23 protein-coding genes and 1 pseudogene are annotated in these 15,911 nt (G+C 66.6%); all 24 read left to right on the top strand.

Annotation, left to right across the window (positions count from 1 at the left end):
• Nucleotides 1–41 precede the first annotated feature (41 nt).
• The 24 genes and pseudogenes from ACLQ7T_RS03970 to ACLQ7T_RS03855 all read left to right on the top strand — a co-directional run bounded on the left by ACLQ7T_RS03970 (nucleotide 42) and on the right by ACLQ7T_RS03855 (nucleotide 15,891).
• Nucleotides 42–1,199 (top strand): hypothetical protein, encoded by a 1,158-nt coding sequence (locus ACLQ7T_RS03970; protein ID WP_420478243.1) that lies wholly within the window; start codon nucleotides 42–44, stop codon nucleotides 1,197–1,199.
• 1 nt (nucleotide 1,200) lies between these two features.
• Nucleotides 1,201–1,662 carry a hypothetical protein gene (locus ACLQ7T_RS03965; protein ID WP_420478242.1) on the top strand — a complete coding sequence of 154 codons (462 nt, stop codon included), beginning with the start codon at nucleotides 1,201–1,203 and terminating at the stop codon, nucleotides 1,660–1,662.
• A gap of 13 nt (nucleotides 1,663–1,675) precedes the next feature.
• A complete protein-coding gene (locus tag ACLQ7T_RS03960) occupies nucleotides 1,676–2,749 on the top strand; it encodes a major capsid protein (RefSeq protein ID WP_420478241.1) in 1,074 nt (357 codons plus the stop codon).
• Nucleotides 2,750–2,806: 57 nt separating this feature from the next.
• Complete coding sequence (locus ACLQ7T_RS03955; RefSeq protein WP_420478240.1) at nucleotides 2,807–3,142, top strand: hypothetical protein; 336 nt, start codon at nucleotides 2,807–2,809, stop codon at nucleotides 3,140–3,142.
• Between the two features lie 3 nt (nucleotides 3,143–3,145).
• A complete protein-coding gene (locus tag ACLQ7T_RS03950; RefSeq protein WP_420478239.1) occupies nucleotides 3,146–3,565 on the top strand; it encodes a DnaT-like ssDNA-binding protein in 420 nt (139 codons plus the stop codon).
• Complete coding sequence (locus ACLQ7T_RS03945) at nucleotides 3,562–3,921, top strand: hypothetical protein (protein WP_420478238.1); 360 nt, start codon at nucleotides 3,562–3,564, stop codon at nucleotides 3,919–3,921. Before ACLQ7T_RS03950 ends, ACLQ7T_RS03945 begins: the two co-directional genes overlap by 4 nt.
• Nucleotides 3,918–4,091, top strand: a complete 174-nt coding sequence (locus tag ACLQ7T_RS03940; protein ID WP_420478237.1) for a hypothetical protein — start codon at nucleotides 3,918–3,920, stop codon at nucleotides 4,089–4,091. Before ACLQ7T_RS03945 ends, ACLQ7T_RS03940 begins: the two co-directional genes overlap by 4 nt.
• Complete coding sequence (locus tag ACLQ7T_RS03935) at nucleotides 4,088–4,297, top strand: hypothetical protein (protein ID WP_420478236.1); 210 nt, start codon at nucleotides 4,088–4,090, stop codon at nucleotides 4,295–4,297. Before ACLQ7T_RS03940 ends, ACLQ7T_RS03935 begins: the two co-directional genes overlap by 4 nt.
• 4 nt (nucleotides 4,298–4,301) lie before the next feature.
• Nucleotides 4,302–5,336 (top strand): hypothetical protein, encoded by a 1,035-nt coding sequence (locus ACLQ7T_RS03930; protein ID WP_420478235.1) that lies wholly within the window; start codon nucleotides 4,302–4,304, stop codon nucleotides 5,334–5,336.
• The gene (locus ACLQ7T_RS03925) at nucleotides 5,336–5,797 is read left to right on the top strand and encodes a hypothetical protein (RefSeq protein ID WP_420478234.1); all 462 of its coding nucleotides are present in this window, start codon (nucleotides 5,336–5,338) and stop codon (nucleotides 5,795–5,797) included. The genes ACLQ7T_RS03930 and ACLQ7T_RS03925 overlap by 1 nt, the downstream gene beginning before the upstream one ends.
• Before the next feature lie 4 nt (nucleotides 5,798–5,801).
• On the top strand, nucleotides 5,802–6,209 hold the full coding sequence (locus tag ACLQ7T_RS03920) for a phage tail terminator-like protein (RefSeq protein WP_420478233.1): 408 nt from the start codon (nucleotides 5,802–5,804) through the stop codon (nucleotides 6,207–6,209).
• Nucleotides 6,210–6,272: 63 nt separating this feature from the next.
• Nucleotides 6,273–6,743: a hypothetical protein gene (locus ACLQ7T_RS03915; RefSeq protein ID WP_420478232.1), complete on the top strand. Its 471-nt coding sequence runs from the start codon at nucleotides 6,273–6,275 to the stop codon at nucleotides 6,741–6,743.
• A gap of 58 nt (nucleotides 6,744–6,801) precedes the next feature.
• Nucleotides 6,802–7,239 (top strand): hypothetical protein, encoded by a 438-nt coding sequence (locus ACLQ7T_RS03910; RefSeq protein WP_420478231.1) that lies wholly within the window; start codon nucleotides 6,802–6,804, stop codon nucleotides 7,237–7,239.
• A gap of 56 nt (nucleotides 7,240–7,295) precedes the next feature.
• Nucleotides 7,296–7,604: pseudogene (locus ACLQ7T_RS03905) on the top strand (phage tail assembly chaperone); the annotation flags it as partial.
• Between the two features lie 152 nt (nucleotides 7,605–7,756).
• Entirely contained in the window at nucleotides 7,757–9,781 is a 2,025-nt protein-coding gene (locus tag ACLQ7T_RS03900; protein ID WP_420478230.1) for a coiled-coil domain-containing protein, read from the top strand.
• A gap of 47 nt (nucleotides 9,782–9,828) precedes the next feature.
• Nucleotides 9,829–10,131 (top strand): hypothetical protein, encoded by a 303-nt coding sequence (locus tag ACLQ7T_RS03895; RefSeq protein WP_420478229.1) that lies wholly within the window; start codon nucleotides 9,829–9,831, stop codon nucleotides 10,129–10,131.
• Nucleotides 10,132–10,199: 68 nt separating this feature from the next.
• On the top strand, nucleotides 10,200–10,790 hold the full coding sequence (locus ACLQ7T_RS03890) for a hypothetical protein (RefSeq protein WP_420478228.1): 591 nt from the start codon (nucleotides 10,200–10,202) through the stop codon (nucleotides 10,788–10,790).
• Nucleotides 10,791–11,354: a hypothetical protein gene (locus ACLQ7T_RS03885; RefSeq protein WP_420478227.1), complete on the top strand. Its 564-nt coding sequence runs from the start codon at nucleotides 10,791–10,793 to the stop codon at nucleotides 11,352–11,354.
• On the top strand, nucleotides 11,351–11,782 hold the full coding sequence (locus ACLQ7T_RS03880; RefSeq protein ID WP_420478226.1) for a DUF6950 family protein: 432 nt from the start codon (nucleotides 11,351–11,353) through the stop codon (nucleotides 11,780–11,782). The genes ACLQ7T_RS03885 and ACLQ7T_RS03880 overlap by 4 nt, the downstream gene beginning before the upstream one ends.
• Nucleotides 11,782–14,100 carry a hypothetical protein gene (locus ACLQ7T_RS03875; RefSeq protein WP_420478225.1) on the top strand — a complete coding sequence of 773 codons (2,319 nt, stop codon included), beginning with the start codon at nucleotides 11,782–11,784 and terminating at the stop codon, nucleotides 14,098–14,100. Before ACLQ7T_RS03880 ends, ACLQ7T_RS03875 begins: the two co-directional genes overlap by 1 nt.
• Nucleotides 14,097–14,345 (top strand): hypothetical protein, encoded by a 249-nt coding sequence (locus ACLQ7T_RS03870; RefSeq protein WP_420478224.1) that lies wholly within the window; start codon nucleotides 14,097–14,099, stop codon nucleotides 14,343–14,345. The genes ACLQ7T_RS03875 and ACLQ7T_RS03870 overlap by 4 nt, the downstream gene beginning before the upstream one ends.
• A gap of 25 nt (nucleotides 14,346–14,370) precedes the next feature.
• Nucleotides 14,371–14,820, top strand: a complete 450-nt coding sequence (locus tag ACLQ7T_RS03865; RefSeq protein WP_420478223.1) for a hypothetical protein — start codon at nucleotides 14,371–14,373, stop codon at nucleotides 14,818–14,820.
• 4 nt (nucleotides 14,821–14,824) lie between these two features.
• A complete protein-coding gene (locus ACLQ7T_RS03860; RefSeq protein ID WP_420478222.1) occupies nucleotides 14,825–15,502 on the top strand; it encodes a hypothetical protein in 678 nt (225 codons plus the stop codon).
• Entirely contained in the window at nucleotides 15,502–15,891 is a 390-nt protein-coding gene (locus ACLQ7T_RS03855; protein ID WP_420478221.1) for a hypothetical protein, read from the top strand. Before ACLQ7T_RS03860 ends, ACLQ7T_RS03855 begins: the two co-directional genes overlap by 1 nt.
• Nucleotides 15,892–15,911 lie beyond the last annotated feature (20 nt).

Genomic DNA, 15,911 nt, shown 5'->3' with positions numbered 1-15,911 from the left:
CGCGCGTGCATCAGCATGACGTGAACGCCCGCACGTTCGTCGTGAACAAGGGCGTGACCCCCGGCGATCAGGTCCGGGTCAACATCCGCACCCTCGCCAACTCTGCCGCGATCCGGAAGGAAAAGCGGAACGGCCGGGACGTGATCATCGTCCCCTCGGCCACCCTGCCGGACGACGTCGTCATGAACGACATCCTCTATCCGGCCGCCGAGATCGCGAAGTCGTTCAGAACGCTGGAGCGCACCCCCGCGCCGCTGGGCCACCCGTCGGTCAACGGCAAGTTCCTGTCAGCCCGTGATCCTGAGGGCCTGAACCAAGGCTGGATCGGCGCTTGGAACGAGAACGTCCGGCAGGAGAAGGGCCGCGTCCTGCTGGACAAGGTCATCGACGTGGAGCGGGCGAACCAGTCCGATGGCGGCAAACGCGTCCTCGCGGCCATTGAGGCCGGAGACCCGGTCCACACCTCTACCGGGCTGCTGGCAATCATGGACGCTGCCAATGGCGATGTCCCCTACAAGTTCACCGCTCGCGACATCGAGTTCGACCACGACGCCATCCTGCTCGACGAGGACGGCGCTGCCACCCCCGAGCAGGGCGTCGGCATGATGGTCAACTCGGCGGGCAAAGAGATCGGCGTCATCAACAGCACCCTCACCGAGGATGCTGAGCGTGGCGTCGACTGGGCGCTGGATCACCTCGCCCAAGCTCTGGAGCGCCGCGAACGTGCGGGGATCCTTGAGCGCCTGAAGACCGCCCTCTTCGAGGTCCTTCGCGGCCAAGAGCGGGAACAACCCTCCACCAACAAACTGAAAGACGAGGACGACATGGACAAGGTCCAGTTCGACGCGCTTTCCCAGAAGGTTGACGCCCTCTCGGAGAGCACCAAGCCCGAAGCCATCGCTGCGGCGATCGGCAACGCGGTCACCGAAGCCCTGAAGCCGGTCACCGACCAGCTCACGGCCCTCCAGAACGACAGCAAGGCCAAAGACGAGGCTGAGCTGGCCGATCTGCGGGCAAAGATCGTCAAGGCTAACCTGCTCGACGAGGCCACGGCCGGCGAGCTGACCCTGAACGCCGCCCGCGCCCTGGCCCCTAAGGCTGAGCCGGGCCAGGCCGCGCCCATCGCCAACGGCGGCTTCAAGCTCCCGACCTCTGGCGGCAAGCCGGAGTTCAAACTCCCGAAGGCGGAGGCGAAGTAAGATGGCCCGCTACAACAAGATCTTCGCCGGCCCGGTCACCGAGCGCACGCCGCAGGTCCGTGAAGCCCCTGCCGCCGACGGCAACATCAAGCCCGGCAACCTGATCGTCCTGTCCTCGGGAGAGTTCACCCGCGCCGGCGCCTCGACCGTCGGCAAAGTCTGGATCGCCCAGGACAACTATCTGGCCGGCAAGGGCGTCGAAGACGCCTACGCCGCCGATGACGTCGTGATCGGCATGGAGCTGCTGGACGAGCAGTTCTTCAACGGCCGCGTGGCCACCGGCGTCAACATCTCGGCCGTCGGCACCGCCCTCACGCCGGGCGCCAATGGCACCTTGGCCATTGCTAGCACTTCGGACCTCGTCATCGGGTACGCCGAGGAAATCTACAACAACGCCTCGGGCTCTGATCAGCTCGTCCGGTTCCGCGCCGCGACGAATGGTCAGCTGACCGCCGCCTCGTAAGGGAGCACCGACGATGCGCTACTTCGACGAACAGCTCGTCGCCAACTCCCGTCCTCACCAGCAATGGTGGGGCGAGGTCAGCATGGCCCGCGAGCATTTCCACCGCACGGAAGACGCCCACGCCGAGCTTTACGGCAACGTCTCCGGCACCGCACTGAACGCCTCCATCCTGCCGCGCGACGCCTGGCTGGAAATGGACACCATCACCCGCCGCGTCATGCGTGATGACGGCGGCGAGGTGTTCATGGCCGACCTGATGCCGCTGGCCAAGGCGGTGAGCATCGGCAAGCTGGTCCACATGACCCGCGTGGCCTCGGACTCCAACAACCCGGTCGTCCGGTCGCTGTCGGGCCAAGTGCCGGTGCCGATGGACAAGGTGGTCTACGACTACCGCGGCGTGCCCGTTCCGATCTTCGCCGACGGCTACGGCCGCGAATGGCGGGAATGGAACACCCTGCAGTCGGAGAACTTCGACGCGCTGGCGGACGATCAGGAAGCCTCGCTGGACAAGCTCCGCCGTAACATGGCCGACTATGTCCTGGATGGTGACGCCTCGATCACGTTCCAAGGCTACGGCGCGAAGGGCATCCGCACCTCGACCTATTCCAAGGTCATCAACCTGGGCTCGGCCGGCGGCGGTGCCAACATCGACCTGACCTCGCCCGCGACCACCACGGACGCGATCATCTCGTTCTTCAGCAACACGTTCGGCGCCATGCTGGATGCGAACCTGATCACCGAGCGGGTCAACGTCTACGTCTCGCCGGAGATCGCTCGCAACCTCGACCGGGACCTGTCCACGTCGAGCGGCTTCAAGGACGGCTCGCTGTGGGAGCACCTGGAGAAGAACCGCCGCATCAACAAGATCGCGGTGACCTTCAAGCTGACCGGAAATGCGTTCTTCGGCTTCGTGCCGCGGCCGCAGGTCATCCGCCCGATCATCGGGATGGCCGTCAACACCACGGCGATGGCCCGCCTGAACCCGACCGACAACTATCAGTTCCTCAACATGGGGGCGATGGGTCTGGAGATCGGGGCCGACTACAACGGCAAGTCCGGCGTGTTCTACACGACTGACCTCGACTAACCCGGCTGGGCCTCGGCTTCGGTCGGGGCCCTTCCTCTTTTCAGGAAGGAGCGCGGCATGCGCATCAAAATCACCGGCTCGGGGATCTTCAACTCCGAGGGCCAGGAAATCGAGGTCGGCACCGAGCTCGATGTGAAGAATGAACCGACCGGCTGGGCGGGCCGCTACGAGATCATCTCGGGCGGCAACACCAAGGGCAAAAAGGGCGTCACCAACCCGAAGGACGGCGACACCAAGGGCCTGAAGGCCGAGCATCACGGCGGCGGGAAGTTCAAGATCACGCGGGGCGAGGAAACCCTGCTGTCGGACCTGTCGAAGGCTGATGCCGACGCCTTCAACGCCCTGTCCGAAGAGGACAAGGCCGCCTTCGTGGCCGACCAGAAGAAGTCCTGACCGATGGCCTACGGGAGCGACAGCGGGTTTTCGGACTGGATGGCCGCTCGCGGCCACACCCTGCCCGCTGGCGCTCCCACGCCTGCCGTTCTGCGGCAGCGCGCCACCGACTACATCGACGCCGTCTACGGCCCTCGCCTGATCGGGGACCAGACCGTCGATCCGCTGCTGACCGCGCTGGAAACAGCGACCTATGTCGCGGCTTGGCATGAAGCGAACAACCCGGGATCCCTGTCCTCCGCCGCCAGCGCCTCGGGCGCGGTGAAGCGTGAGAAGGTCGATGTCCTTGAGGTCGAGTATTTCGAGGGATCGGGGGACGCGGCGGCGGACGCCACGGTCCGGCTGACCCTGATCGAGGGCATCCTGGCCCCGTACCTGCGCCCGGTTTCGGTCGCGGGCTTCGGCCTTTGGGCGGTCGGATGACCTTCGACTACGCCCGGGCGGCCCAGACGGCGCAGCGCCTGCTGCAGACCTTCGGCGCCACCGGCGCGATCCGCCGCCAGTCTCCGGGCACGGGCCCGTCCTACGACCCGGGCGAGCCGACCCTGACCGACTATCCCTGCACCCTGGCCCTGACCAAGTTCTCCAACCGGGAAATCGACGGCGCGCGCATCCTCGCCACGGACCGGAAGGCGCTGGTCTCCCCGGCGGTTGAGGAGGAGCCCACGACCTCCGACTTGCTGGTGACCGCCAGTGGTGAGAAACTGACCATCGTGAACGTCATGGTGCTTCGGCCCGAGACGGCGACGGTTCTCTATCAGCTGCAGGTCAGAGCATGAGCAAGATCACCGTCCGTCGTCATTCCGATCTGGACCTTGGCCTTTCCAAGGCGCTCCGTGACGGCCACCGCGTCGTCGTGGCGGATAGCGGCGGCCCGGAACGTCTCAAGCTGACCGCGCGGCGATGGCTTCCGCAATCTAACCTGATCCGCTTCGAGGCCACCCCGTGACCGACCACAAGGCCGACATGGAGAAGGCGACCGCAACGCTCGTTGAGCTCACGGCTGTCGCTCGCTCCTATCAGGCCGCCGTCCTGCGCGGTGCGGATCAGGCTGAAACCGAGGCCGTCCGGGGCAAAGCCCACGACCTGCTGGACGCCTACCTCGACCGGCAGGCCGACGCGGCCCGCGCCGTGCTGAGCATCCTGAAGGGATAGACCCTTGGCCAGAACCCGTGCGCAACGGCAGCTCTATGCCGAGCTGCTGGAGCGCTATGGGCGACTGGTGGCGGACGCCTTCATGAAGGCCGTCGACGATCTGAAGCGGGGGGCTGAGCTCCAGCGGGTCATCGCCTACATTGAGGCCCGGGACATCGAGGCGGCGCTGGACGCGCTGCACATCGACCCGGAGGCCTTCAACGAGGTCGCGGATCGGATCAGGGAGGCCCACGCCGAGGCGGGCAAGATCACTGCCGCTGCCATGCCGCGCCGCCGCCCGGACGGGACGGCTCTGGTGATCCGGTTCGACGGCCGCCACCCGGAGGCGGAGGCCTGGCTCTCGCGCCAATCGTCCGACCTCATCACCCGGATCACGACGGAACAGCGCGATCTGGTCCGGACCAGCCTGACGGAGAGCCTGTCCCGGGGCGTGAACCCGCGTCAGGCCGCTCTGGACGTGGTCGGGCGGGTGAACCGGGCGACGGGACGACGTGAGGGCGGTGTGCTGGGCCTGTCAGGCCCGCAGGAGCAGTACGTCCGGAACGCCCGGGACCAACTGGCCTCCAGCGACCCGGCGGACCTCAGGGCCTATCTGACGCGGGCACGAAGGGACCGTCGGTTCGACCGATCGGTCACGAAGGCGATCCGCGAAGGCCGACCGGTGGACCCGGAGATCGCGGCCAAGGCCATCACCGCCTATGAGCGCCGGCTCCTGAAGCTGCGCGGCGACCTGATTGGCCTGAACGAGACCTTTTCAGCTCTGGAGGCGGCCAAGCTGCAGACCTACGAACAGGCCATCGCCTCCGGGAAGCTCCAAGAGGGCACGGTCACCAAGGTCTGGCGCCACCTCGGGGCCCTGCACCCCCGGGTCCAGCACCTCGCCATGAATGGTCGCAGCGTCGGGCTCCGGGAAGACTTCGTCATGCCGGACGGGACGCGGATGCGCCACGCCCACGACCCGGAAGCGCCGATCCGCCACAACGCGGGCTGTCACTGCCAAACTGACTACCGCGTCGACTGGTTCGCCGGGCTCCGCTGATGGCCCAAGGATCCTTCTCCGCCCAGATCAGTGCATGGGGGACGAAGGCCAAGGCCATGCTGCACGCCGTCCGAGCCGACGCCGTTCAGGACATGGTCGCCGTCATGCAGACCCCCGGGCCAAGCGTGGCCAATCCGGGCGGTGGCGCTGGCGGCAACATGCCGGTCGCGTCGGGCTTCTTGCGGGCCTCTCTGGTCGCGAGCCCGGGCTATGACGTCCCGGCGGCCACGGCCAACCCGAACCCGGACGGCAAGTTCAGCTACGACGGCGCCCAGATCAACCTTGTGATCCAGGGCGCGGATTTCGAGACCCCGATCACCTTCGCCTACACCGCCGTCTACGCCCGCAAGATGGAGGAGCGCTACGCCTTCGCCCGTCTGGCGACGCAGCGCTGGGGGCAGTTCGTGTCCGCCTCCGCCGCGAAGGCCGAGGCACTGGTGACCTCCAGCCAGCAAGGGTGAGCCCATGCCTGACCCCGCCGAGGTCGCCAAGCTGCTGCTGGCGCGCTGCGCGATCCTGTCGGTCGGATCGCCGGTTCTGCCGGTGGCCATGCCCGACGTCCCGTTCCCCCCACCGTCGGACGGCAAGTATCTCCGGGTCAGCCTGTTCAACAACGCCCCGGCTTGGGAGGGCATGAACTCCGGCCGGATGGATCAGGGCCTGCTGCAGGTCACCGTCGTCTGGCCGAAGGGCAAAGGCGTCATTAAGGCCCGGGAGGTCGCGGCCGACGTCATGGCCCACTTTCCCAAGGGCCTGAAGCTGGTCAACGCAGGCGCAAAGGTCCGGATCAACCGCGAGCCTTGGGCCGGGTCTCCGATCCTGGACGACAACGCCAGTCTGGTCGCCATCACCATCCCGTGGGTCGCCGTCTAACGGTCCCCGGTCGCCCTCAATCCGCGTGGGCTGCGGACCCCCAAAAATCACAGGAGAAACCGAATGGCCATCGGCACTTCGGAGGGTTCGGGCGTCTTCATCGGCCCCGTCACCACTGCCACCACTGAAGCGGCTCTGGCCGCGCTCACCTATGTCGAGATCGGCAGCGTCGAGAGCATCGGCGAGTTCGGGCCGCAGGCCAACGACTCCGCTTTCACCCCGCTCAAGGGGCCGAGCGTGCAACATCTGAAGGGCGCCATCGACAACGGCATGCTGCCGATCGTCTACGCGCACGACCCGCTGGACCCGGGTCAGATCGCCCTGCGCGAAGCCGCCGGAACGAAGTACCAGTACGCCGTCAAGATCGTGCTCGCCGATGAGGCCGATGAGAACGACACCCCGACCGAGTTCTACGCTCGTGGCCCGGTGTTCGGGAACCGGATGAACGTCGGCGGCGCCAACGACGTGACCAAGCGCACTTCGAATGTCGGCCTGAACATCTTCGTCGAGAAGCCCGGCGAAGCGGTCGCCTAAGCCTCCCCCTCAACTCTAACGGCAGGCGCGACCTGCCGTCCTTTTCCAGGACACGACTATGGACCTCGCTGAACTGAATACCGTCGAACTCGCCAACGAAGGCGTGGTGATGCACGTCCGCGGCCCGCTTGGCCCGGTCTATGAGACCGACGATGAAGGCAAAGAGATCGTCGACGGGGACGGCAAGCCGGTTCCGGTGACCATCACCCTTCTCGGCGACGACAGCGACCGCATGGTCCAATACGACCGCGAGCAGTTCAACGAAGGTCTGAAGGGCGGCACCGCCATCACCGCCGTGTCGGTGGAAACGAAGGCGATCAATCGCTTGGCCCACGCCACGGTCGCCTGGTCGGGGATCAAGTGGGAGAAGCAGGTGCTCTCCCTCACCCCTGAGAACGCTCGGCTTATCTATCGCAAAGTCCGCTGGCTGCGGGCGTCCGGGCAGCAGTTCGTCAGTGACCGGGCAAATTTCTCCAAGGCCTCGCCGACAGCCTAACCGCCTTCGCCGAGGCTGTTGCCAGCGGGACGCCGAACAGCCGGCTCCCGCCCTTCCCTGAGGCCCTGACCTATATCTGGCAGGACTTTTCGGAACTGAAGAAGACCAAGCTCGCCGGGTTCGCCGGACAGCAGATCACATGGGCCGAGCTGAACGCCTACGGCGCCGCCCACCCCGGCGGCCTGTCTTTCTGGGACAAGACCCTGATCCGGCGTCTCGATGACGCCGCCGAAGCGGCCAAACACGGCACCCCGAGCAAAACCAAGCCGACCGACGTGGCCGGAATGAAGGCGTCCCTGCGCGCGGTCATCAAGGCCCGCGAAGCGAAGCGGCAGAAAGAGGAGGGCTCGCCATCACCGACCTAGCCACCCTCGTTGTTCGCGTCGAAACTCTGGAGGCCCGCATAGCGACCCAGAGCCTGGACGGCCTGACGGAAGCGTCCAAGCGTACTGAGACGGCGACCGACCGGCTGGCGAACGCCTCGCGCTTTGCTACGGACGCCCAGAAGCAACACCGCATGGGCGTTCAGCAGCTCGGGTATCAGTTCAACGACTTCGGGACGCAGGTTTCTACCGGCATCAACCCCATCGTCGCCTTTAACCAGCAACTCGGCCAAGTCGGCTTCGCCATGTCCCAGATGCAGGGCAAGGCGGGCGCCGTGGGGGCGTTCCTCGCGGGGCCTTGGGGCGCGGCGATCACCATTGCGGCCGCCGTCCTCGGCGGTCTGATCGCGAAGACTATCGAGGAAAGCCGTGCGCTGGACGATGGGGTGAAAAAGCTCCGGGAGGAGGCGGAGGAGACCGATAAGGCACGCCGGGCAAAGGAGGCCTTCGCACGGTCCGCCGAAGGCGTGAGCGCTGCCATCCGGGAGATGAACGAGGAGCTCGGCAAGTCGACCCGGTCCTCGCGCGAGGCCGAACGGCAGGCGCTGTCTAGCGCCCAGACCAACCTCCGGACCGTCCTGGGTCTCCGAAACGAAATCGCCACACGCATCGAACTGCGCAGGCAACTGTATCTGGATGCCATCGCGGTCCAAGGCCTCGCCGCAGCGGGGGGCGGCGATGGTGCGGAGCCCTGGACTGTCCGCGCGGCGCGGGCTGGCCTTGCCCAGGCCGAAGCTGATGCCGCCAAGAACAGCGCTGACCGCGAGGCCGCAGCAAATGCTGTCCGTCTGGCTAGCATCCCTATCGCCCAGCGCTACGCCGACGAGATGTCCTCGGCTGCAGGTCGGATCAACCGCCAGTACGACCAGATGCGGGACTCGGCCGTCGCTGCTGCCCGAGGGAACGATCAGCTCAGCGCCAGTCTCGCAAACAGCCTGCTGGCCATCGAGAACCGCCGTCAGGCAGAGTTGGCGGCGAACAGCGAAGCCCAGCGGCAGGCCGGCCGCACCCCTCAGAGGACGGAGGCCGAACGCGAGTACGACCGCCTGATCGAGCGCTCTCGCGACTATATCGTCCAGATGCAGCACGAGCGCGAGGAGATGGGCCTTTCCGAGACCCAGCTCATCCGCCTGAACACGAGCCGCCGGGCCCGGGAGCTTATCGAGACCGGAACCGCAGACGCCGTGGCGCTCGCCGGGCAGCTGGTGGATGAGGCCGAGCGCCTGATTGCCGCGATCAACTCTGCCGAGGTGCAGGTACTCGCCCCCATCCCGAGGGTGAACCTGCGGCCCCTGACCGCTGATCAGGACCTCATTATCGCGAAGACGGAGGCTCTCGCCGACCAACTCCGCCAGATCGACATGCTGGCCCAGGACGCCGCCTACGGAATGGCCTCGGCGTTCGGTGAGGCGGGCGACGCACTCGGCCGGATGCTCACCACCATGACGGCCTATCAGTCGCGGCAGGCGGAAATCTCGCTGGACGTTCAGCAGAAGCGGATGAGCGAGGCGGCTGCTGACCGAGAACGGGCTGCAGCCCAGGTCGGCATGTACGGCGACATGCTAGGCGCCGCGCGCGGGTTCTTCGATGAGTCGTCGGACGGTTACAAAGTGCTGCTGACCGCCGAGAGGGCGTGGCGGGTCTTCCAGCTTGGCATGTCCATCGCCGCGATGGTGCAGGATGCGACCGAGACTTCTTCCTCGATCGCGAACAGTGCGGCACGAGGAACGGCCTCGGCGGCGGCCGGCGCTGCCAACATGTTTGAACAGATGGGAGCGTACGCGTTCCCTCTGGTCGCGGCGATGGTCGCCGTGCTCGCCGGGTTCGGCCTCAGCACTGGCGGAGGAAGCGGGAAGTCGAGCGGTTCAAAAGGCGCTGGATCTGGAGGTGCGGCCGAGACGACTGACGCCATTCGCCAGACCAATGCCAGGGAGAGCCAGAACCGAGAGTCCTACAACGCCTCGCTGGCCAGTACGATCGAGGTGAAGGTCACGGCCGACCGGGACGGCCTGAATGCCTATGTGGTCGGGACGGCGGAAGAGGTCGCCCGGCCCATCGCCGCACAAGCCGGGGCTATCGCGGTGGGCGCGGCCCGGTCCGCTGTCGCCGCTGACATCGAGCGCCGCGAAACCTACGGACTGAACAAGGGCCGCGGCTGATGACTCTCCCGGCAGGCCGTGACAGGGTGCCGGCGGGAGGATCGTGCATGAGATTGATGATGGTGGGGGCGCTCGCCCTGGCAGTGGCAGGGTGCTCCGATCCGGTCAAAGACGCCCAGCGCGAGCTGGAAATCATCGAGAACACGAAGGGGTCTTCAGCACAGCTTTGCGCGGCAAGGGAAAAGCTGGCCACCGCCTATCTGAAGACCCACGACGAAAAGGCGTACGAGGAGGCAAGGCTGCGTGCCAGCATCCAGTGTATGAACGCCGAGCTTGAACGGCGTTACGGGGTCGCCCCAGCCGACCCTACTTCGGGCTCAGAAGCCCCTTCTCCACCAACCGACGAATAGCCTCAGCGTGTGATGGTCGGCCCTTGGGGCGGTTCTTCGGAGCCGCCCTTTTCAATTGGAGATGCATCTTGGTCCGCATCCTTCCTGAAATGCCTCTGGTCACGGTTCAGCCGGACATCGTCTCGTCCCGGGTCAACCAGAGGAGCGCCACCGGGGGCAACGCCCAGCGCATCGGACGCAAGGGCAGCCACTTCCGCATCGACTTCGTCTCGGAGCCTCTGGACCCGGATGAGGCCCGCCAGTGGGGCGACCTGCGGGCGGAGGATGACGTGGTCCGCATCCCGGTTCCGCAACCCGGTCTGGACATCGGTGCGCCGGGCACGGACTGCACCGTCACCGGTGGCCCCCAGTCCGGCGCCAACCTGACGATCACCGGCCTGACGCCGCACTATGCGATCCGCAAGGATCAGCTGCTGAACCACTATGCTTCGGACGGCTCGGTGCGCCTGTACCGCGCCCGCTCCGAAGTGGTCGCCGACGCCTCTGGAGAGGTCACCGTCCCGCTGGAGACGATGCTGACCTGGCCCGCCTACCACAGCGACGTCATCGACTTCACCGACCCGAAGATTGAGGGCTATCCGACGGCGGACCCGTCGTCGTGGCTGATGGACGGGCACGGCTACCAGACGCTGAAGTTCTCGGTCGAAGAGCCCGGCTAAATGGACGCCACAGCCGAACTCGCAGCCCGCCAGCGCATCTGGTTCCGGGCCGTCATGGTGCGCCTGGACCTGCCCGCCGGGTCTGTCTTCCTGACCGACGGCGGCTTCGTGATCTGGGACTCGGCCGTTTACTACGGAAACCATCCCGTTCTGGGCGTGCTGGCCGGGGTTTCGGGTCTGACCAACGGCATGGTCAACCAGACCAGCCGGGTGGACATCAACATCCTGCCCCGGGACATGGACGCGGTCGCCATTCTGGCGGACGCCGCCAATCAGGGCAGCCGGATCAGGGTCTGGCGCGGGGTCATCGACTTCGAGACCGGGCTGATCGTCGGGGCCGCGACCCTGCGTTTTGACGGCGAGATCGACAAGCCCCGCTACAGCGTCGGCTCCGAGCTGATGGCGACGATTGAGTGCGGCACCCAGTCCGCCCGCCTCCTCGAACCGAACGCCGACTGGCGGCAGAACGACGCCTTCCACCGGCGGCGCTGGCCCGGCGAGGACGGCCTGATCAACGTCTCGGGCGTCGTCAAGCAAACCCGCAAGCTGGAGTGGCGCCCTTGATCGACGACCGTATCCGGCGCGCCCGGGCCGCCGAAGCCTGCTTCCGCCGGTTCAACGGCAAGCCCTTGATCATCGGCAAGAACGACTGCGTGAAGTTGGCGACCCATGCCCTGATCAAGATGGGCCACGGCTCAGGGCCGGTGAAGGGCCTGCGCTACGCCAACCTGAACCAGGGCGTCCGGGCGCTGAAGCGCGCCGGGTTCAGCACGGTGATGGAGGGTCTGGACGCCATGGGCCTGCCCCGGATCGCCCCGGCCATGGCGATGCAGGGCGACATCTTCGCCCTTGAGACCAACCCGGAGGTCGAGAACCCGTTCGGCCCGGCGCTGGCTGTCGCGATGCCGAACGGGCGCTTCCTCGGGTTCATAGACGACTCGGTCTGCCAGACCGCTATTGCGACCCGCTACATCGCAGCCTGGAGGCTCTGATGTACGTCTGGGCAGGGATCGTCGCGGTCGGCAACTACATCGCTTCAGCCTACTCCGCTGTGGCCGCCGGGACCGCCACCGCCGCGCAGCTTGCGACGGTCGCGGCAGTTTCGACGACTGTGAGCGTCGGCATCGGCGCGGCCACAGCCCCTTCCCTGCCCAGCCAAGGCGCGAACGTCGAATGGACCGCTGATCCCGACGCCCCGATGCACTTCGCCCTCGGCCGGATCGGGGTCGCGGGCAACATCATCGACGCCGGTGTCTTCGGCACGAACGACATGTACGTCAGCTTCGTCGTCGAATGTGGCTCGGCGGGTCCGATCAAAGGGTTCGAGAGCTTCAAGGCCGACGACAACGTCGTGACCATCGGGGCTGGAACGGCGGTCACGTCCGAGCCATTCGCAGGCGAGATGTGGGTCGCCCGGACCCGGGGCCTCCAGCCCGATGTCGCGATGTCGATGCCGACCGGCCTGCAGGACGGATCGACGTGGTCTCAGTGGGGATCGGGCCGCAGGCTGTCGGGAACCTACGGCTATCTCGTCACGATGGCCGAGAATTCAAAAGGGTCAGCCTACACCGGCAAGATCCCGTCGTTCATGAACGTGATCGAGGGCCTGTTCTGCTACGACCCCCGCTATGACAGCACCTATCCCGGCGGCTCCGGGACCTGCCGTCTCAACGACGCTTCGACCTGGGTCTATAGCCAGAACCCGATCATCCACGGCCTGAAGTGGGCGCTGGGCCTCTGGGAGGGGCCGACCCTGAAGGGCGCGCCGGCGCATGGCAGCACGACCGATTTTCAGGTCGGGGGCGTCGGGGCCAAGGTCGAGAACATCCTCGTCTCGACCTTCGTGGAGGCCGCGAACATCGCGGACGCCAACGGGTGGACCAGCGCGGCCTGGCCGTCGACGGATGACGACAAGATCGAGGTGCTGCGCAAGTTCCTCGAGACCGGCGGCGCCAGCTATGCCGAGATCAACGGCATGATGGCCTGCATCCACCGCGCCACCCCGCGCGCGCCGGTGTTCGCCATCACCGGAGCCGACACCGCAGGCCCGGTCGAGATCGACGCCACCTCGTCACGGCTGAACCGGATCAACACCATCCGCCCTCGCTTCCTCAGCGAGGCCAACGACTGGCGCATGACCGCCGTGACGGAGGTGACCCGCTCGACGTGGAAGCTGGAGGACGGCCAAGGCATCCCGGTCACCCGCACCCGGGGCATGGACTACGACTTCTGCGACCAGTCCGTGCAGGCCCGGACGCTGGCGGCGCTGGACATCGCGCACAGCCGCGAACCGATCCGGGGCAAGGTGCCGCTGCGCATCTACACCAACCCCCAGCCGGGCGACTGCTTCATCTTCGATGAGCCGGACTTCGAGCTCGCCGACGTCAAATGCATCGTCACCAGCGTCGAGGACGACACCGACAATGACCGCCTCGTCGTCAGCTTCGAGAGCGAGACCGACGAGTTCTATACCTGGGCCTACAGCCAGACCGGCGCGACGCCCCCGACGCCGCCTTCGATCGCCAGCGACCCCCGTCTCGTCGCGGCCCCGGCGCCCGGCGACTGGACGGTTGAGCCCCAGCCCGCGGGCCTGAACGGTCAGGTTCCCGGGTTCTTCCTTGTCGGCGAGTCATCGAACGCCACGATCACCGGCATCCGGGTCGAGATCGGCATCACCGCTCTGGGGCCTTGGCGCGAGACCTATGTCGGCCTGCCCACGGCCGAGCGCATCCCGATTACCGGCATCCAGCCCGGTCAGGACTACTATGTCGCCGTTTCCAACGTCCGGGGCAGCAACACCTCCGCCCGCCGGGTCTACGGACCGGTGACCGGTCCGGACTCGGTGTCTGGCAGCTTCATCGGACAAGGCGACCTCGCAGTCCTTGATGAGGCCGACACCCCGCAGATCACCCCGAACGCGGTCACCAATCAGCTGTCGGCCTACACCTCGGCCACCCAGACCCTGACGGGCACGACGAACAAGACGATCCAGACCCTGACCTTCACCACCACGGGCGGGCGGCTGAAGATCGGGGCGAACTTCTTCATGTCGATCTGGCACCCGACTGCCGGGGGCATCGACGCCTGGATCAGGATCGTTCGGTCCTCGCCGTTCGGCGGCAACTACTTCGACCAGACCATCTCGGCCATCGGCGGCGACTTCATCTCCGGCTGGCAGACGCCGACTGTCACGGCGAACCTCGCGGCCGGCACCTACACCTTCGACGTCGTGATCTCGCTGTCGAACAACGACGCATCGGTCCAGACCGTGCAGTCGGCCCTGCTGACCATCGAGGAGTTCAAGCGATGAGCGCCCGGGCCATTCTGGTGGACCCGACGACGGGCGTGATCCTGCGGGTGCTGTCCGGCGAGCCGACCATGTTCGCCCAGCAGGTCGCCGGGTCAGAGCTTCTGTTCGCCATCACCGATGATCCGGATGGGCTGATCGACGACCGCAACCTGATCATCTCCGAGACCGGGGAATGGGAAGTCCTGCCCGGTGCGCCGGAGGACTTCGCCGTCCCGACCTCGCTGGTCGAGTTGATCGCGCTCTAGCCCCACCGCTCACGGAGGCCCGCCCATGGCCATCCCCGCCCGCCTGGACCTGAAGGCCCGGCGCAATACCCCGTTCTCGTACGAGTTCACCTTCAGCGATGACGGGGACCCGCAGGACTTCACCGGCGCCGTGGTGGCCATGCAGGCCCGCCTCTACGGCGCCCAGCCCGGGGATCCTCTGATCGATCTGGCGGAGGTGTTCGCCCCGGTCACCGAAGGCCTGATCGTGGAACCGGGCTCGGTGCAGGTCTGGATCGACGAAGCGTCCCTGATGACCCTGCCGACCGGTCCCGCCGGGAGCGACGTCACCCTCCAGTACGATCTGAAGGTCCAGCTGCCCGGCTCCGTGGCCGAAATCTGGGCCGCCGGGACCCTGACCGTTTCGCCGGGCGTGACCGACCGGCTGACCCTTCTGACCAACGAAGGCGGCGCATTCCTCACCAATGAGGACGGCGCCTACCTGACCGGAGAATAGAGCCTTGGCACGTCAAGCCTTCAGCGATTTCGCCCCGAACCTGTCCGCCATCGAGGACCTCTCCTTCGCGGCTGGCAAGGGCCTGTACTGGACCGGGGCCGGAAGCCCCGCCCTGTACGACCTGACCTCATTCGGCCGGTCCCTTTCGGCGGCCGCCGACGATGAGGAAGCCAGAGAAGCCCTCAACCTCGTAATCGGGGTCGATGTGCAGGCCTTCTCGGACAATCTGGCGTCCTTCGGCGGGCTCACGCTGGCCGCCAACAAGATCGTTTACGCGACCGGTCCCGGTGCGGTGGCTCTGACGGATTTCACACCGGCGGCCTGGACCAACTGGACGCCGACCATCACGACGACGACCCCGGCGGGATCGGGCTTCTCCGCGACGGTCACGACCGCCAAGTACGCCAAGAACGGCCGAACCGTTCACGTCGCCCTGAATGTGACCCTGAGCAATCTCGGATCCGGTCCGGCGGCAAGCGGAAACCTCACCGTCACCCTGCCGTTCCCCGCCGCCAATGCGGCGCAGGGCTTCGGCACCGAGAACGCCCTCACGGGTCACATGGTCCAAGGCAACGTCTCGGCGGAGACCAATGTCCTGACGATCAAGAAGTATGACGCCTCGACTGTGGTCGCGACCGGCGCTCAGGTCCGCCTGACGATGACCTATGAGGCCACGGCCTGATGACGGCGACCGTCTCCCTCAACGCCTTCCGGAATGTCCCCTTCCCTCCGGAAGTTCTGACCTTCTCGGAAGGCGGAGCGCCGCGGGACTTCACGGGCAAGACCTTCGCCATGGACGTCCGGCAGGTTGCCGGGACCGGCGTCGCCCTGATCAGCCTGAACACGGCTCCGAACGGCACGGCGAACGGCGTCAGGGCCGTGGACGCGGCGGCGGGCCAGCTGCGCATCCAGATCGACCAGACCACCATCGCGTCCGTCTACGACGCCATCGCCACCCGCGCCGGTGAGGTGGTGGCTCTGGTCTATGACCTGCTGGTGATCGACAGCGCCGGGGTGCCGGAAGCGATCATCGAAGGCCCGTTCATCATCGAGCCGGGGGTGACGCTGTGACCGAAGTAAGCCGTTCCGAC

This window comes from Brevundimonas sediminis, from assembly GCF_048799765.1.
Classification (GTDB): domain Bacteria; phylum Pseudomonadota; class Alphaproteobacteria; order Caulobacterales; family Caulobacteraceae; genus Brevundimonas.
Note: the sequence above shows the minus strand (reverse complement) of the source record. Positions and strands in the feature narration are given on the sequence as shown.

What these genes read in the sequence shown, in the direction of transcription:
- ACLQ7T_RS03965 (WP_420478242.1), top strand. Translation starts at nt 1,201, where the DNA reads ATGGCCCGCTACAACAAGATCTTCGCCGGCCCGGTCACCGAGCGCACG.
- ACLQ7T_RS03960 (WP_420478241.1), top strand. Translation starts at nt 1,676, where the DNA reads ATGCGCTACTTCGACGAACAGCTCGTCGCCAACTCCCGTCCTCACCAG.
- ACLQ7T_RS03955 (WP_420478240.1), top strand. Translation starts at nt 2,807, where the DNA reads ATGCGCATCAAAATCACCGGCTCGGGGATCTTCAACTCCGAGGGCCAG.
- ACLQ7T_RS03950 (WP_420478239.1), top strand. Translation starts at nt 3,146, where the DNA reads ATGGCCTACGGGAGCGACAGCGGGTTTTCGGACTGGATGGCCGCTCGC.
- ACLQ7T_RS03945 (WP_420478238.1), top strand. Translation starts at nt 3,562, where the DNA reads ATGACCTTCGACTACGCCCGGGCGGCCCAGACGGCGCAGCGCCTGCTG.
- ACLQ7T_RS03940 (WP_420478237.1), top strand. Translation starts at nt 3,918, where the DNA reads ATGAGCAAGATCACCGTCCGTCGTCATTCCGATCTGGACCTTGGCCTT.
- ACLQ7T_RS03925 (WP_420478234.1), top strand. Translation starts at nt 5,336, where the DNA reads ATGGCCCAAGGATCCTTCTCCGCCCAGATCAGTGCATGGGGGACGAAG.
- ACLQ7T_RS03920 (WP_420478233.1), top strand. Translation starts at nt 5,802, where the DNA reads ATGCCTGACCCCGCCGAGGTCGCCAAGCTGCTGCTGGCGCGCTGCGCG.
- ACLQ7T_RS03915 (WP_420478232.1), top strand. Translation starts at nt 6,273, where the DNA reads ATGGCCATCGGCACTTCGGAGGGTTCGGGCGTCTTCATCGGCCCCGTC.
- ACLQ7T_RS03910 (WP_420478231.1), top strand. Translation starts at nt 6,802, where the DNA reads ATGGACCTCGCTGAACTGAATACCGTCGAACTCGCCAACGAAGGCGTG.
- ACLQ7T_RS03900 (WP_420478230.1), top strand. Translation starts at nt 7,757, where the DNA reads ATGGGCGTTCAGCAGCTCGGGTATCAGTTCAACGACTTCGGGACGCAG.
- ACLQ7T_RS03895 (WP_420478229.1), top strand. Translation starts at nt 9,829, where the DNA reads ATGAGATTGATGATGGTGGGGGCGCTCGCCCTGGCAGTGGCAGGGTGC.
- ACLQ7T_RS03885 (WP_420478227.1), top strand. Translation starts at nt 10,791, where the DNA reads ATGGACGCCACAGCCGAACTCGCAGCCCGCCAGCGCATCTGGTTCCGG.
- ACLQ7T_RS03875 (WP_420478225.1), top strand. Translation starts at nt 11,782, where the DNA reads ATGTACGTCTGGGCAGGGATCGTCGCGGTCGGCAACTACATCGCTTCA.
- ACLQ7T_RS03870 (WP_420478224.1), top strand. Translation starts at nt 14,097, where the DNA reads ATGAGCGCCCGGGCCATTCTGGTGGACCCGACGACGGGCGTGATCCTG.
- ACLQ7T_RS03865 (WP_420478223.1), top strand. Translation starts at nt 14,371, where the DNA reads ATGGCCATCCCCGCCCGCCTGGACCTGAAGGCCCGGCGCAATACCCCG.
- ACLQ7T_RS03855 (WP_420478221.1), top strand. Translation starts at nt 15,502, where the DNA reads ATGACGGCGACCGTCTCCCTCAACGCCTTCCGGAATGTCCCCTTCCCT.